Raw genomic sequence first — 13,010 nt, 5'->3', positions numbered from 1 at the left:
ACGGCTGTATCGGACAGCTTGAGACAAGATTTCTTCAATTTCTATCCACATAATGCCTCCTTACAGTAAACCAGGTTGACCTAAAGCCGGGTCGTTGGCTCGTGCTGCTTGGGCATCTTCGACATTCAGTCCAAGGGCTTTGGCTACGCCTTCACCGTATGCCGGATCGCAACGGTAGCAGTTGCGGATGTGGCGGTATTTGATGAAGTCTGGTGCATTGCCCATGGCTGCGGCGGTGTTGTCGAACAAAGCCTGTTTCTGTGCGTCGCTCATCAGATTGAACAAGGCGCGCGGTTGGCTGAAATAGTCGTCATCGTCTTGGCGGTAGTCCCAGTGCGCCGCATCGCCGCTGATTTTCAAAGGCGGTTCGGCGAAGTCGGGCTGTTGCTGCCATTGGCCGAAGCTGTTGGGTTCGTAGTGCGGCAGGCTGCCGTAGTTGCCGTCGGCGCGGCCTTGTCCGTCGCGCTGGTTGCTGTGAACAGGGCAACGTGGGCGGTTGACGGGGATTTGGCGGAAGTTTACGCCCAGACGGTAGCGTTGCGCATCGGCGTAATTGAACAAACGGGCTTGCAGCATTTTGTCGGGGCTGGCGCCGATACCGGGAACCAGGTTACTCGGTGCGAAGGCGGATTGTTCCACATCGGCGAAGAAGTTTTCGGGATTGCGGTTTAACTCAAATTCGCCCACTTCAATCAGCGGATAGTCTTTTTTCGGCCAAACTTTGGTCAGGTCGAAAGGATGGTACGGCACTTTTTCCGCATCGGCTTCAGGCATGACTTGGATGTACATCGTCCATTTCGGAAACTCGCCGCGCTCGATGGCTTCGTACAGGTCGCGCTGATGACTTTCGCGGTCGTCGGCGATGATTTTTGCGGCTTCTTCGTTGGTCAGGTTTTTAATCCCTTGCTGGCTGCGGAAATGGAATTTCACCCAAAAACGCTCGCCCACTTCGTTCCAGAAGCTGTAAGTATGCGAACCGAAGCCGTGCATATGGCGGTAGCTGGCTGGGATGCCGCGGTCGCTCATGACGATGGTGACTTGGTGCAGGGCTTCGGGCAGCAGCGTCCAGAAGTCCCAGTTGTTCGTAGCGGAGCGCATATTGGTGCGCGGGTCGCGTTTGACCGCCTTGTTCAGGTCGGGGAATTTGCGCGGGTCGCGCAGGAAGAATACGGGCGTGTTGTTGCCGACCATATCCCAGTTGCCTTCTTCGGTATAGAACTTCAACGCAAAGCCGCGGATGTCGCGTTCCGCATCGGCTGCGCCGCGCTCGCCTGCCACGGTGGTGAAACGGGCGAACATCTCGGTTTGCTTGCCGACTTCGCTGAAGATCTTGGCTCGGGTGTATTTCGTGATGTCGTGCGTTACGGTAAACGTACCGAATGCACCCGAACCTTTGGCGTGCATACGGCGTTCAGGGATGACTTCGCGCACGAAGTCGGCGAGTTTTTCATTCAACCACAAATCTTGCGCCAGCAACGGGCCGCGTGGGCCGGCAGTCAGGCTGTTTTGATTGTCGGCAACAGGCGCGCCGTTGTTCATGGTCAGGTGGATTACGGGGCATTTAGAGGCAGTCATGATGATTTCCTTTGTGAAATGGTCAGTGGTTTATAAAACAATTTGCCGGAAGGCATATTCGTAGCCGGTTTCTTGGCATTCATAAATTTCTTGTATCGACATTTTATTTCCTTTTGCTGTTAACTATTAAAAGAACTATACAGAAAGGTTTTAACTATTGGAACTATGAAACCGATTTAGAATAGATATAATAAATCAATTATTAAATATCATTAGTTTTAATAAATAATTTAATTGTGAAAAAAGGGCGTCTGAAACTTTATTTTGCGTTTCAGACGGCCTTATTTTTAGTCAAAACAAGGGATTATTTATCCAGTTTGGCTTTGCGTTCTTCCAACCAATGTTCCAAGTAGTGGATGCTGACACCGCCTTTTTGGAAGCCTGGGTCGCTGAACAAGTCGCGGTGCAGCGGCGTATTGGTTTTGATGCCGGTAATCGCCAGCTCGGCAAGGGCAACGCGCATTTTTGCCATGGCTTGGTCGCGGTCTTTACCGACGACGCAGATTTTGCCGATCAGGCTGTCGTAGTAAGGAGGGATGCGATAGCCTTGGTAGATGTGGCTGTCGACGCGGATGCCGAAGCCGCCAGGCAGGTGGCAGCTTTCAATCAGGCCCGGGCTTGGAATGAAGTTGTACGGGTCTTCGGCATTGATACGGCACTCAAACGCGTGGCCTTCGACTTGAATGTCTTCCTGTTTGTATTGCAAAGGCAGGCCGGATGCGATGCGTAATTGCTCTTGGACGATGTCCACGCCGGTGATGAGCTCGGTAACCGGATGCTCAACCTGAACGCGAGTGTTCATCTCGATAAAGAAGAATTCGCCGTCTTCGTACAGGAATTCAAACGTACCTGCGCCACGATAGCCGATGCGTTTGCAAGCGTCTGCACAGGCTTTGCCGATTTTGGCGCGCTCTTCTTCAGTGATGAACGGAGCCGGTGCTTCTTCGATGACTTTTTGGTGGCGGCGCTGCATGGAGCAGTCGCGCTCGGCGAGGTAGATGGCGTTGCCGTGTTCGTCGGCAATCACTTGGATTTCGACGTGGCGCGGACGTTGCAGGTAGCGCTCCATGTAAACCATCGGGTTGCCGAATGCCGCGCCTGCTTCGGCTTTGGTCATTTCGACAGACTGGAGGAGGTCTTCTTTTTTCTCGACGACGCGCATACCGCGACCGCCGCCACCGCCGGAGGCTTTGATAATGACGGGATAACCGACTTTATCGGCGATTTTAAGGATTTCTTCGCCGTCGTCTGGCAATGCGCCGTCAGAACCGGGAACGCAAGGCACGCCGGCTTCGATCATGGCGTGTTTGGCGGATACTTTGTCGCCCATCAGACGGATGGTGTCGGCTTTAGGGCCGATGAAGACAAAGCCGGATTGTTCGACTTGTTCGGCAAAATTGGCGTTTTCGGCGAGGAAACCGTAGCCCGGGTGGATGCCGTCGGCTTCGGTTACTTCGGCAGCAGCAATGAGGGCAGGAATGTTGAGGTAGCTTTGTGCGGATGCGGCAGGGCCGATGCACACGGATTCGTCGGCGAGTTTGACGTGCAGGCTGTCTTTGTCGGCTTCGGAATGGACGGCGACGGTGGCGATGCCCATTTCACGGCAGGCTCGCAGGACGCGCAGGGCGATTTCGCCCCGGTTGGCGATCAATACTTTTTTCAGCATGATAATCTTTCCGGATGGTTCAGACGGCCTCAGCGGCCGCCTAATGCGTTGCGGATTTTTTGGTCGGTTTTGTATTGGCTCAAGGCGTAAACCGACCACATGGCTGCCGGTATCCAGCCAACCAGCGTACATTGCAGAATCAGACAGATGATGCCTGCAATCGGACGGCCGATGGTGAAAAACTGCAACCAAGGCAAGAAAATAGCCAAAATCAGACGCATGGTTTGTCCTTAATGAACAGAAAAGGAATTTCAGACGGCCTTAAAGCTAAAGGCCGTCTGAAAAAGCGGATTATTCAATGATGAAGAGCGGCTCGCCGTATTCGACCGGAGTACCGTTTTCAACCAGAATTTCTTTAACGACACCGGATTTCTCGGCTTCGATTTCGTTCATCAGCTTCATGGCTTCGATGATGCACAAAGTATCGCCGGCTTTGACTTGTTGGCCGACTTCGACGAAAGCGGCGGCGTTCGGGCCGGGGGCGCGGTAGAACGTACCGACCATAGGCGATTTTTGCGCGTTGGACAAATCGCGAGCGGCAGGGGCGGCGGCCGGAGCGGCTGCAGCCGGAGCAGCTGCAGGGGCGGCAACCGGAGCGGCTGCGGCAGGTGCCGGAGCAGCATAAATAGGAGCTGCGGCGGCAGTGGTACGCGTAATGCGGACTTTTTCTTCGCCTTCGGTAACTTCAATTTCTGCAATGCCTGATTCTTCGACCAAATCAATCAGTTTTTTTAATTTACGCAAATCCATTGCTTTTCCTTTTTTGCGCGGCATATAAAGTGCATATTAGGTATGCGCCGCAGTGGTTTTAGATGATTTCCTGATACGTCGGAAGGCTGGTTTGCCATCCGGCGTTTAAATAATGTCGGAACAGGGCGGAGCCTGAAAAATGAATCCGGCTATTTTCCCGAACTTGTCGGTAAATGTCCAGTAAAAGATAGAAAAAAGGCGTTTTTCGGCGAAAAAAGAAAGGAACGCTGATTTTCGTTAAAAAGTGATTTCCCCAAGAGCGTTTATTCTAATTTATTGGTTTTTCGACAAAACATGCCGTCTGAAAACCCACTTTGCGCGTATAATGGCGCCTGTTTTTTTAAATTATGCACGACAATGGATATTTCCGATTTTGATTTTGAATTGCCCGAAAAACTGATTGCCCAGCATCCGCCGGAAGTACGCGGCAGCAGCAGGCTTCTGGTTGCCTTGCCTACATTGCCGATTGAAGACAAACATTTCGGCGATTTACCCGATTATGTCGCACCGGGCGATGTGCTGGTGTTTAACAATACCAAAGTGATGAAGGCACGCCTGTTCGGCCAAAAAGCCAGCGGCGGCAAAATCGAAGCCCTAATTGAACGGGTATTGGACGCGCATACCGCATTGGCGCATATCCGCTCGTCCAAATCGCCGAAACCGGGTACAGAATTGATTTTTGAAGGCGATATCCGTGCCGTCATGATGGAGCGTGCGGAAGAATTGTTTTGCCTGAAATTTGAAGGCGAGCAAACCGTTTACGAACTTTTAGAGCAAAACGGCCATCTGCCCTTGCCACCTTATATCGAACGCGTGGCCGATGATGAAGACGACAGCCGCTATCAGACCGTGTACGCCAAGTACCAAGGCGCAGTGGCCGCACCGACGGCAGGCTTGCACTTTACCGATGAATTATTGGGCCGTCTGAAAGCCAAAGGTGTAGAAACCGCGGAAGTAACCCTGCACGTCGGTGCCGGCACATTCCAACCCGTGCGCGTCGATAAAATTGAGGAACACAAAATGCACAGCGAGTGGTTTGACGTACCGGCCGAGACTGTTGCCGCCATTGAAGCCGCCAAAGCGCGCGGCAATAAAGTGTGGGCGGTGGGCACAACCTCCATGCGCGCCTTGGAATCTGCCGCACGCGAGACAGGCCGTCTGAAAGCCGGTCGCGGCGATACCGATATTTTCATTACGCCGGGCTACCGCTTCAATGTTGCCGATCGATTGATTACCAACTTCCACCTGCCCAAATCAACCTTGCTGATGCTCGTCAGCGCGTTTTCGGGCATGGAGCATATCCGCAGCGTTTACCGTCATGCGGTGGAACAGGAATACCGCTTTTTCAGCTATGGCGATGCGATGATTTTGGGGAAAGCGGAATAAATTTGAAGCGGATTGGAGCATTTCAAACTGGTTATTTGGGTTGTCCCGAATCCGAATCAGTTGGAACGCTCTAAAATACGCGAATTAAAATAAATTATTGAAGTAAACACGCGAAGTTATTGGAATTTGAGTTGTAAGAAATAAAGCACAAAACAAAAAGGCCGTCTGAAAATCGTTTTTCAGACGGCCTTTTATCTTTCCATGCTTAGGCGTCGATGTTTTGCGCCAGCAGGGCGTTGTTTTCGATGAAGGCGCGGCGCGGTTCAACTTCGTCGCCCATCAGGGTAACGAACACTTCGTCGGCGGCGATGGCGTCTTCGATGCGGACTTTCAGGAGGCGGCGGACGGTAGGATCCATCGTGGTTTCCCAAAGTTGTTCCGGGTTCATCTCGCCCAAGCCTTTGTATCGTTGGATGGACATGCCTTTTTGAGCAACGCTCATCAAGATGTCCAAAGCGCCTTCAAAGCTGTCGATATCGTATTCGTTGTCGCCTTTGTAGAGCTTCGCCTCTTTTCCGACTATGCCTTTGAGTGCGGCGGCGGTTTGGGTAAGGGTTTGGTAGGCTTTGCTGTTGAGGAACTTAGGCTCAAGGTAGCTCACCATCACATTGCCGTGCAACTTGCGTGTGATTTTGATGAACTGGTGTCCTTCGTGGCCTTCGATACGTTCGAGCGCGACTTCTTTTTCGTCCAAGAGGCCGCTCAATTCGGCAACGGCCCGGTCTGCGCTTTCTGCGGTGCTGAGATCGACTGGCGAAGCGTGCAGCATGGCATGCAGGACGAGTTCGTCAATGATGCGGCTTTCTTGCTCGATGACGGTTTTTGCCAACAGGAATTGTTTGGCGGTATTGGCAAGCTCTTCGCCTTCGATGGTGCGGCCGTCTGAAACGATTTTGGCTTTTTCCAAGGCCAAGCCGAGCAGCCATTGGTCTTTTTCCAATTCGTCTTTGAGATAGCGCTCTTGTTTGCCGTATTTGGCTTTGTACAAAGGCGGCTGGGCAATGTAGATGTAGCCGCGTTCGACCAGCTCGGGCATTTGGCGGTAGAAGAAGGTCAGGAGCAGGGTGCGGATGTGCGCGCCGTCCACGTCGGCATCGGTCATGATGATGATGCGGTGGTAGCGCAGTTTTTCGGCATTGAATTCTTCTTTGCCGATGCCCGCGCCCAAAGCGGTAATCAGCGTGGCGACTTCTTGGCTGGCCAGCATTTTTTCAAAACGTGCTTTTTCGACGTTCAAAATTTTACCTTTGAGCGGCAAAATCGCTTGGAATTTGCGGTCGCGGCCTTGCATGGCGGAGCCGCCTGCGGAGTCGCCCTCGACGAGGTAGAGTTCGGACAGGGCAGGGTCTTTTTCTTGGCAGTCGGCAAGTTTGCCCGGCAGGCCCAAACCGTCCATCACGCCTTTGCGGCGGGTAATTTCACGTGCTTTGCGGGCGGCTTCGCGCGCGCGCGCGGCATCGACGATTTTGCTGGTGATGATTTTGGCTTCGGTCGGGTTTTCTTCAAGGAAGTCGGTCAAGGCTTGGTTGATGACTTCGTTGACGACAGGGCCGATTTCGCTGGAAACCAGTTTATCTTTGGTTTGCGATGAGAATTTCGGATCGGGCAGTTTGACGGACAAAACGCAGGTCAGGCCTTCACGCATATCGTCGCCGGCGGTTTCCACTTTGGCTTTTTTAGCCACTTCGTTGGCTTCGATGTAGCTGTTGATGGTACGCGTCATGACTTGGCGCAACGCGGTCAAGTGCGTACCGCCGTCGCGTTGCGGAATGTTGTTGGTAAAACATTGCACGCTTTCTTGGTAGCTGTCGTTCCATTGCATCGCGCATTCGACGCTCATGCCGTCTTTTTCGCCGAACGCGTAGAAGATTTTTTCGTGCAACGGCGTTTTTTTGCGGTTCATGTATTGCACGAAGCCGGCCACGCCGCCGGAAAGGGCGAAGCTTTCGTGTTTACCGTCACGTTCGTCAATCAATTCTATGTCCACGCCGTTGTTCAGGAAGGAAAGTTCGCGGATACGCTTGGCGAGGATGTCGAAGCTGTATTCGACGTTGCCGAAGGTTTCCGCGCTGGCGAGGAAACGCACGGTCGTGCCTTTTTTGTCGGAATCGCCGACCACTCGCAACGGCTCTTCGGTTTCGCCGCGCACGAAGCGGACGAAGTGTTCTTTGCCGTCGCGGTAGATGGTCAGCGTTACCCAGTCGGACAGCGCGTTGACGACGGATACGCCCACGCCGTGCAGACCGCCGGAGATTTTGTAGCTGTTGTTGTCGAATTTGCCGCCTGCGTGCAAGACGGTCATGATGACTTCGGCGGCGGAGCGGCCTTCTTTCGGGTGGATACCGGTCGGCATGCCGCGGCCGTTGTCGGCCACGCTGACGGAATTGTCGGCATGGATGGTTACGGTGATTTTGTCGCAATGTCCGGCGAGCGCTTCGTCAATGGCGTTGTCGAGCACCTCGAACACCATGTGATGCAGGCCGCTGCCGTCCTGCGTGTCGCCGATATACATACCGGGGCGTTTGCGTACCGCTTCCAAGCCTTCCAGCACTTGTATGCTGTCGGCGCCGTATTCTTCGTGTTTTTGGTCAGTCATGGTCTTTTCTTGCTGAATTTCAAGGAATTTTTCCGTGCGCGCAATGAAATGTCAAACGGGCGCGGCGGATGTGTTCCGAAAGGTCAAAATAATAGGCAATTATACCTGATTTTGCTGGAATATTCAGCGTTTTAAGTGCAAAAAGGCCGTCTGAAAGATTAAATTTCAGACGGCCTTTGTATCGGAAAACAGGTTTAGCGTTTGACACCGCTCAATCGCGCCCAGCCTTCTTCGATTTCGGCAGGCTCAATGTCAAACCATTGGCTGTAAATGCCGCTGAGTTCTTCGACTTGTTCGTCCAAAAGGCCGGACAAGACAATGCGGCCGCCTTGTTTGGTACGCGCGGCAAGCATTTCGCCGAGCATACGCAGCGGGTTGGCCAGAATGTTGGCGACAACGACATCAAATTGGCCTTGCGGCAGGCCGTCCGGCAGGTAGAACTGCGCGTCAACGTTGTTTTGCGCGGCATTGTCTTTGCTGGCGCGGATGGCTTGTTCGTCAATATCTACGCCGATGGCGGAGCCTGCGCCGAGTTTGAGGGCGGCAATGGCCAAAATGCCTGAGCCGCAGCCGTAGTCCAATACGCTTTCGCCGCCTTTGAGCTGTGTGTCGAGCCATTTGAGGCAGAGGCGGGTGGTCGGATGGCTGCCTGTGCCGAAGGCAAGACCCGGGTCAAGTTGCAGGTTGACGGCGTTGCCGTCGGGCGCTTCGTGCCAAGACGGGGTAATCCATAGGCGGTCGGAAATTTGAATCGGGTCGAATTGCGCTTGGGTCAGGCGTACCCAGTCTTGATCTTCAAGGATTTCGCCGGTGTATTTCAAATCGTTCAAACCGCATTCCTGCGCGGCGGCTTCGATAATGGAAGCGGCATCGTCGCTTTCGCCGAAAAGGGCGATGACTTTGCTTTGTTGCCAGATTTGTTCGGTCGGCATGCCCGGCTCGCCGAAAATGGCCTGCTCGTTTTCTGTACCGGCGTAGGCATCTTCAATGGCGGCGGACAATGCGCCGTGTTCCATCAGCGCGTCGGCAAGGCGTTCGGCGACGGCATCGTTGACGTTGATGGTGATTTGTTGATAGGACATGGTGGGGCTTTCTTTTTAATAAGGCCGTCTGAAAATCGATGTTGTGCTTTCAGACGGCCTTGTAAGGTATGAAACCTGATGATGCGGGTTTATCGGTTTTTCAAACCCAATACGTCTTGCATATCGTACAGGCCTTTTTTGCCGTTTGCCCAAACTGCGGCGCGTACGGCACCGGCGGCAAAGGTCATGCGGCTGCTGGCCTTGTGGGTGATTTCCACGCGCTCGCCGTCGGTGGCGAAGAGGGCGGTGTGGTCGCCGACGATGTCGCCTGCGCGGACGGTGGCAAAACCGATGGTGGATGGATCGCGCGGGCCGGTGTGGCCTTCGCGGCCGTAAACGGCGCATTCTTTGAGGTCGCGGCCGAGGGCGTCGGCAATGACTTCACCCATGCGCAACGCGGTACCGCTTGGGGCATCGACTTTGTGGCGGTGGTGGCCTTCGATAATTTCGATGTCGTAGCCTTCGTTTAACACGCGGGCAACAGTGTCGAGGATATGGAAGGTCAGGTTGACGCCGACGCTGAAGTTGGCTGCAAAGACAACGCCTATTTTTTCGCCTGCGGCTTGGATGGCGGCTTTGCCTGCATCGTCAAAACCGGTCGTGCCGATGATGATGTTGACGCCTTTTTCCACGCATTTTTGCAGGTGTTTCAGGGTTGGCTCGGGACGGGTAAAGTCGATAAGGACATCGCTTTGAGCCAGTACGGCATCCACGTCGTCTGAAATGGTAACGCCGGTTTTGAGGCCGGAGGCGAAGCCTGCATCCAAACCCAATACTTCCGAACCAGAATGCTCGAGTGCGCCGGAGAGGACGGCATCGGGATGGTTGTTGACCGCTTCAACCAAAACGCGGCCCATGCGACCGTTGACGCCGGCAATGGCGATTTTCAATGCGCTCATGGGATTTCCTTATTTCGCGTTGGTTTCGGTAGTCGGAACGATGTTTTGTCCGGCTTGAACGGCTTCGATGGATTTTTGGATGGCATCGCCTTCGGCGCGTGCGAGGACGTCGTTTTCAAAGTACAGAGTCAGGTTGCTTTGTTCTTTGATGATGCCGTTGCGGCTGGTGTTGAAAGTGTAATCCCAGCGGTCGGCATGGAAGGCATCGCGCAGGAGTGGCGTACCGAGCAGCAGTTGGACTTGGTCGCGGGTCATACCTTGGCGCAGGGAAACCACGGAGCGGGGATTGAGCTCGTTACCTTGAATGATTTTGAGTTTGTAGGATGGAAAGTTGGATACGCGCTCGGCACTGCATGAGGCCAGACCTAAAATAGCGGCGATGGCAAGGCATAAGGCTTTATTCACGGGCTTACCTTTCTGTGTCATTTCGGGAAAGATGTTTATCATCGCTTGAATATTTTTAAAAAGCAAACGATAATCATCTTCTTAATTTTTCTTTTCGCCGATTTTCAATTGCAAGACCGGCGGCAGATTGCCGCCCTTTAACGGCCCAATAGTGGGCAAACGGGCGGAAAGTGCGTATTATAACGGTTATTACCTTACAGGGATATTGAATATTATGGAAAAATTCAGCAACATTGCGCAATTGAAAGACAGCGGTTTGAAAGTTACGGGTCCGCGTTTGAAAATTTTGGACTTGTTCGAGACTCATGCCGAGGAGCATTTGAGTGCAGAAGATGTGTACCGTATCCTGTTGGAAGAGGGTGTGGAAATCGGCGTGGCGACGATTTACCGTGTGCTGACCCAGTTTGAACAGGCCGGCATTTTGCAACGCCACCATTTTGAAACCGGCAAAGCGGTTTATGAATTGGACAAAGGCGATCACCACGACCACATCGTCTGCGTGAAATGCGGCGAAGTAACCGAATTCCACAATCCGGAAATCGAAGCGCTGCAAGACAAAATCGCCGAAGAAAACGGCTACCGTATCGTTGACCACGCGCTGTATATGTACGGCGTATGCGGCGAATGCCAAACCAAAACCAAACGTTAATCAGTTTGTATGTTGATTTTTCAGACGGCCTTGGGCATTTTCAGCCTGAGGCCGTCTGAAACTTTATGGGCTTTACGATGAAGATTCCTTTTCTTGCGCCACGGGATTATCGTTTCCCCGACCCGTCTTACGCTTTGGCGGAATGCGACGGCTTGGTCGGCGTCAGCGGCGATTTGGATACGGGGCGGCTGTTGTCGGCGTATGTGCAGGGGATTTTTCCGTGGTTTAGCCGCGACGGTTGGTTTTTCTGGTATGCGGTTGCGCCGCGAGCCGTGATTGTGCCGGAAAACCTGCATATCGGCCGTTCGCTTGCCAAAACTTTGCGTCACAAGCCGTATCGGGTAACGGTCAACCGCTGTTTTGAAAAAGTGATTGCCCATTGCGCCAATGTACCGCGTCCGGAACAGGACGGAACGTGGATAGAACCTGCGTTTCAGACGGCCTATTTGAAGCTGCACCATCAGGGGCATGCGCATTCGTTTGAATGCTGGCTACCGGATGAGCAAGGTGAAATGCAATTGGCAGGCGGGTTTTACGGCGTGCAAATCGGCTGCGTGTTTTATGGCGAGTCGATGTTTGCCTTGCTTCCCGATGCGTCCAAGATTGCGTTTGCCCGCGCCGTACCGTTTTTGGCGGATTTGGGCGTTGCGCTGATAGACTGTCAGCAGGATACCGAACATATGCGCCGTTTCAGTTCGCGGTTGATGGATTTTGCCGACTTTCAGACGGCCTTGAAGGATTTGAACGCGAAACCGTTAAAGCGGAATATCGAATGCGGCGTGGTGGCTGAAAATCTTCTGCAAAAGATTGGCGGCAAAGATTGATTTATCGGCACGGCGTGTCGGCAGAATCGACAGTTTGCATATTGCGGCTGGGAAACCGGTTGGAAAATAAATGCGATTCCATTCACTTGAACAGGCCGTCTGAAAATCTTGGCTTAGCCGAAATCCAGCCGTGTAACGCTCGGCGATAATCATGTTAATAGCTGACGAAATCGCTTTTACATGGCAAAATAACAAGTTAAATATTTGTAATAGGGTGGCCTGAATAGATTTCAGACGGCCCTGATCTCTTGAAGGAATCAACATGTCTTTGCAAAACATCATTGAAACGGCTTTTGAAAACCGTGCCGAAATCAATCCGAATACCGTTACCCCAGAAGTGCGTGAAGCGGTTTTGGAAACCATTCATCAACTCGACTCCGGCAAACTGCGCGTTGCCGAGCGTCTGGGCGTGGGCGAGTGGAAAGTCAACGAATGGGCGAAAAAAGCCGTATTGCTGTCTTTCCGCATTCAGGACAATGAAATCCTCAACGACGGTGTGAACAAATACTTCGACAAAGTGCCGACTAAATTTGCCGATTGGTCGGAAGACGAATTCCGCAGCGCAGGTTTCCGCGCAGTTCCGGGTGCGGTTGCCCGCCGCGGCAGCTTTGTGGCGAAAAATGTCGTATTGATGCCTTCTTATGTCAATATCGGCGCATACGTTGACGAAGGTGCGATGGTTGATACTTGGGCGACTGTCGGCTCTTGCGCACAAATCGGTAAAAACGTGCACTTGAGCGGCGGCGTCGGCATCGGCGGCGTACTCGAGCCTCTGCAAGCCAGCCCGACCATTATTGAAGACAACTGCTTCATCGGCGCGCGTTCTGAAATCGTCGAAGGCGTGATTGTCGAAGAAGGCAGCGTGATTTCTATGGGCGTATTCATCGGTCAATCCACCAAAATCTTTGACCGTACTACCGGCGAAATCTATCAAGGCCGCGTACCGGCAGGTTCGGTTGTCGTATCCGGCAGCATGCCTTCCAAAGACGGCAGCCACAGCCTCTACTGCGCGGTTATCGTCAAACGCGTGGACGCGCAAACCCGTGCGAAAACCAGCGTGAACGAATTGTTGCGCGGTATCTAATCGGATAACGATAACGTTGATTGAGGGTGGTATGCTCACTCTATGGTTAGTTTTGAACAAAAAAACAGGCAGAATGTTCTGCCTGTTTTTTTTT

Annotated in this window: 12 protein-coding genes; 4 read left to right on the top strand and 8 right to left on the bottom strand. The window is 52.9% G+C overall.

The window, feature by feature from the left end:
- Window positions 1-60: 60 nt before the first annotated feature.
- The 4 genes from katA to accB form a co-directional block, all read right to left on the bottom strand.
- Entirely contained in the window at window positions 61-1,575 is a 1,515-nt protein-coding gene (katA, locus tag HMPREF2696_RS01685; RefSeq protein WP_049344324.1) for a catalase KatA, read from the bottom strand.
- Between the two features lie 304 nt (window positions 1,576-1,879).
- Complete coding sequence (accC, locus tag HMPREF2696_RS01680) at window positions 1,880-3,241, bottom strand: acetyl-CoA carboxylase biotin carboxylase subunit (protein WP_049344322.1); 1,362 nt, start codon at window positions 3,239-3,241, stop codon at window positions 1,880-1,882.
- A 29-nt stretch (window positions 3,242-3,270) separates the two neighbouring features.
- Window positions 3,271-3,462, bottom strand: a complete 192-nt coding sequence (locus HMPREF2696_RS01675) for a YqaE/Pmp3 family membrane protein (protein ID WP_003684175.1) — start codon at window positions 3,460-3,462, stop codon at window positions 3,271-3,273.
- Window positions 3,463-3,532: 70 nt separating this feature from the next.
- Window positions 3,533-3,991, bottom strand: a complete 459-nt coding sequence (gene accB, locus HMPREF2696_RS01670) for an acetyl-CoA carboxylase biotin carboxyl carrier protein (protein WP_070504010.1) — start codon at window positions 3,989-3,991, stop codon at window positions 3,533-3,535.
- A 357-nt stretch (window positions 3,992-4,348) separates the two neighbouring features.
- On the opposite strand from accB, the gene queA reads away from it, so the two are divergent.
- Window positions 4,349-5,377: a tRNA preQ1(34) S-adenosylmethionine ribosyltransferase-isomerase QueA gene (queA, locus tag HMPREF2696_RS01665; protein WP_004520993.1), complete on the top strand. Its 1,029-nt coding sequence runs from the start codon at window positions 4,349-4,351 to the stop codon at window positions 5,375-5,377.
- 205 nt (window positions 5,378-5,582) lie between these two features.
- Here queA and gyrB read toward each other — a convergent pair whose 3' ends face one another.
- The 4 genes from gyrB to HMPREF2696_RS01640 all read right to left on the bottom strand — a co-directional run bounded on the left by gyrB (window position 5,583) and on the right by HMPREF2696_RS01640 (window position 10,359).
- Window positions 5,583-7,973: a DNA topoisomerase (ATP-hydrolyzing) subunit B gene (gene gyrB, locus HMPREF2696_RS01660; RefSeq protein WP_070587567.1), complete on the bottom strand. Its 2,391-nt coding sequence runs from the start codon at window positions 7,971-7,973 to the stop codon at window positions 5,583-5,585.
- A gap of 194 nt (window positions 7,974-8,167) precedes the next feature.
- On the bottom strand, window positions 8,168-9,055 hold the full coding sequence (prmA, locus tag HMPREF2696_RS01650) for a 50S ribosomal protein L11 methyltransferase (RefSeq protein ID WP_004520996.1): 888 nt from the start codon (window positions 9,053-9,055) through the stop codon (window positions 8,168-8,170).
- Window positions 9,056-9,144: 89 nt separating this feature from the next.
- Window positions 9,145-9,954, bottom strand: coding sequence for a 4-hydroxy-tetrahydrodipicolinate reductase (gene dapB, locus HMPREF2696_RS01645; protein ID WP_070587563.1), 810 nt, complete (start codon window positions 9,952-9,954; stop codon window positions 9,145-9,147).
- A gap of 9 nt (window positions 9,955-9,963) precedes the next feature.
- Window positions 9,964-10,359, bottom strand: a complete 396-nt coding sequence (locus HMPREF2696_RS01640) for an outer membrane protein assembly factor BamE (protein ID WP_070587613.1) — start codon at window positions 10,357-10,359, stop codon at window positions 9,964-9,966.
- A gap of 151 nt (window positions 10,360-10,510) precedes the next feature.
- On the opposite strand from HMPREF2696_RS01640, the gene fur reads away from it, so the two are divergent.
- The 3 genes from fur to dapD all read left to right on the top strand — a co-directional run bounded on the left by fur (window position 10,511) and on the right by dapD (window position 12,916).
- A complete protein-coding gene (gene fur / locus HMPREF2696_RS01635) occupies window positions 10,511-11,008 on the top strand; it encodes a ferric iron uptake transcriptional regulator (protein WP_003682812.1) in 498 nt (165 codons plus the stop codon).
- 77 nt (window positions 11,009-11,085) lie between these two features.
- The gene (aat, locus tag HMPREF2696_RS01630; protein WP_070587610.1) at window positions 11,086-11,832 is read left to right on the top strand and encodes a leucyl/phenylalanyl-tRNA--protein transferase; all 747 of its coding nucleotides are present in this window, start codon (window positions 11,086-11,088) and stop codon (window positions 11,830-11,832) included.
- A 262-nt stretch (window positions 11,833-12,094) separates the two neighbouring features.
- Window positions 12,095-12,916 (top strand): 2,3,4,5-tetrahydropyridine-2,6-dicarboxylate N-succinyltransferase, encoded by an 822-nt coding sequence (gene dapD, locus HMPREF2696_RS01625; RefSeq protein WP_004520923.1) that lies wholly within the window; start codon window positions 12,095-12,097, stop codon window positions 12,914-12,916.
- Window positions 12,917-13,010 lie beyond the last annotated feature (94 nt).

The sequence above is a fragment of the Neisseria sp. HMSC058F07 genome, assembly GCF_001810035.1.
GTDB lineage: Bacteria > Pseudomonadota > Gammaproteobacteria > Burkholderiales > Neisseriaceae > Neisseria > Neisseria perflava.
Note: the sequence above shows the minus strand (reverse complement) of the source record. Positions and strands in the feature narration are given on the sequence as shown.

Bases quoted from the DNA above. Each gene is read 5' to 3' on its own strand.
- katA (WP_049344324.1), bottom strand. From the start codon at position 1,575: ATGACTGCCTCTAAATGCCCCGTAATCCACCTGACCATGAACAACGGC.
- accC (WP_049344322.1), bottom strand. From the start codon at position 3,241: ATGCTGAAAAAAGTATTGATCGCCAACCGGGGCGAAATCGCCCTGCGC.
- HMPREF2696_RS01675 (WP_003684175.1), bottom strand. From the start codon at position 3,462: ATGCGTCTGATTTTGGCTATTTTCTTGCCTTGGTTGCAGTTTTTCACC.
- accB (WP_070504010.1), bottom strand. From the start codon at position 3,991: ATGGATTTGCGTAAATTAAAAAAACTGATTGATTTGGTCGAAGAATCA.
- queA (WP_004520993.1), top strand. From the start codon at position 4,349: ATGGATATTTCCGATTTTGATTTTGAATTGCCCGAAAAACTGATTGCC.
- gyrB (WP_070587567.1), bottom strand. From the start codon at position 7,973: ATGACTGACCAAAAACACGAAGAATACGGCGCCGACAGCATACAAGTG.
- prmA (WP_004520996.1), bottom strand. From the start codon at position 9,055: ATGTCCTATCAACAAATCACCATCAACGTCAACGATGCCGTCGCCGAA.
- dapB (WP_070587563.1), bottom strand. From the start codon at position 9,954: ATGAGCGCATTGAAAATCGCCATTGCCGGCGTCAACGGTCGCATGGGC.
- aat (WP_070587610.1), top strand. From the start codon at position 11,086: ATGAAGATTCCTTTTCTTGCGCCACGGGATTATCGTTTCCCCGACCCG.
- dapD (WP_004520923.1), top strand. From the start codon at position 12,095: ATGTCTTTGCAAAACATCATTGAAACGGCTTTTGAAAACCGTGCCGAA.